The organism is Streptomyces sp. NPDC047000, from assembly GCF_040644295.1.
In the GTDB taxonomy this organism is placed as follows: Bacteria; Actinomycetota; Actinomycetes; order Streptomycetales; family Streptomycetaceae; genus Streptomyces.
This window is the reverse complement of record NZ_JBEYWE010000080.1, coordinates 1-1,523: the sequence shown is the minus strand read 5'-3', so window position 1 is coordinate 1,523 and position 1,523 is coordinate 1. Positions and strand designations below refer to the sequence as shown.

Here is a 1,523-nt window from a genome sequence, read left to right as displayed (position 1 = left end):
CGGAAGATTTCAAGTCCAGTGAGACGGTCGTGACGCTATGAGGTTTGTGGTGCGGGTTCCCTGCGCTTGGCCGGGTCGTTGATCCATGCCTGCTGGGGTATCCGGGGTGGCCGGGGGCGGCGGCCGAAGCGTTCGGGGTGGCGGGCGTATGCCTCGGCGAGGGTGACGGCGCGCTGGTCGCGGACCTCCTCGGCGGTGCCGAAGTGCACGCTGGCCGGTGTGTGCCAGCCGATGCCCGAATGCCGGTGCTCGTGGTTGTAGTACGCGATGAACGCGTCGAACCACTCGCGGGCGTGGGCCAGCGAGTCGAACCGCTGGGGATAGTCGGACATGTACTTCGTGGTCTTGAACTGGGCCTCGCTGTAGGGGTTGTCGTTGGAGGTCTTCGGCCGTGAGTGTGACCGGGTGACGCCGAGGTCGATCAGCAGCTGGGAGACCTTCTTCGAGGTCATCGACGTGCCACGGTCCGCGTGCACGGTCTCGGGCACGATGCCGTTGCGGGCGATGGCCTCGCGGATCAACTCCTCGGCCCGCACCGCTGATTCGGCCCGCTCGACGGTATGGCCGACGATGTAGCGGCTGAAGATGTCGATGATGACGTAGGCGTGGTACCAGACGCCCTTGACCGGTCCGGCCGCCTTGGTGATGTCCCAGGTGAACACCTGCGAGGGTGCGGTGGCGACCAGCTCGGGCACCGTCTTCGCCGGGTGGGTGGCCTGGCGGCGGCGCTCGCCGGACTGCCCCTTCTCCCGCAGGATCCGGTACATCGTGGAGACGGAGCAGTGGTAGCGCCCGGCATCCAGCTCACGGGCCCAGATCTGCGCGGGCGGCAGCTCGGCGTACTCGCCCGAGTTCATCAGTTCCAGGACCGCAGCCCGCTCCTGTGCCGTCAGGGCCGAGGGCTGGACCTGCCGCCGGCGGGGCCTGTGCGGCGGCGCCGGATGCAGCCGGCGGTAGTGGGTGGCCCGGGAGCGGCCGGTCAGCCGGCAGGCGGTCGTGATACCGAGCTCGCCCTCGACGCCGGTGAACGCGTCGTCGACCACCGGGTCGGCGGCAGCGTTCAGTCCGCGCCCTCGGAGATCATTTCCAAGAGCGCGGAAGCTTTTCCCATGACCTCCAACGCGGCCTTGTTCCGGGCCAGTTCCTTCTCCAGCCGTTCCACCTGGCGGCGCAGTTTCTCGTTCTCCGCCTCGGCAGCCGGCTTCTTCGGCCTCGCCGGGCTGGTCCGCTGGTCGACCAGTTTCTCCAGGGCCCCGGCATCCCGCGCGGCCCGCCATTCCTTGACGTGCGAGTGGTACAGCCGCTCGCGGCGCAGGACCGCGCCTTTCTCGTTCTTGGGCGCGGCGTCGTACTCGGCCACGATCCGCAGCTTGTACTCGGGACTGAAAGTGCGGCGCTTCGGCCGGGGAGCCGGATCGGACCCGGCGGGCTTGGTGCTGGTCATGAGGGGGTGGTTCTCCTGTCGTGCCCTCTCAGGCTAACCCGACGAAGCGGGATGTCTCACCCAAGGCTGACAGAGAGGG

2 protein-coding genes are annotated in these 1,523 nt (G+C 68.5%); both read right to left on the bottom strand.

Annotation, left to right across the window (positions count from 1 at the left end; genetic code table 11):
* Positions 1–35 precede the first annotated feature (35 nt).
* Positions 36–1,043 carry an IS3 family transposase gene (locus ABZ862_RS38455; protein ID WP_360969273.1) on the bottom strand — a complete coding sequence of 336 codons (1,008 nt, stop codon included), beginning with the start codon at positions 1,041–1,043 and terminating at the stop codon, positions 36–38.
* 17 nt (positions 1,044–1,060) lie between these two features.
* The gene (locus ABZ862_RS38450; RefSeq protein WP_360969270.1) at positions 1,061–1,444 is read right to left on the bottom strand and encodes a hypothetical protein; all 384 of its coding nucleotides are present in this window, start codon (positions 1,442–1,444) and stop codon (positions 1,061–1,063) included.
* Positions 1,445–1,523 lie beyond the last annotated feature (79 nt).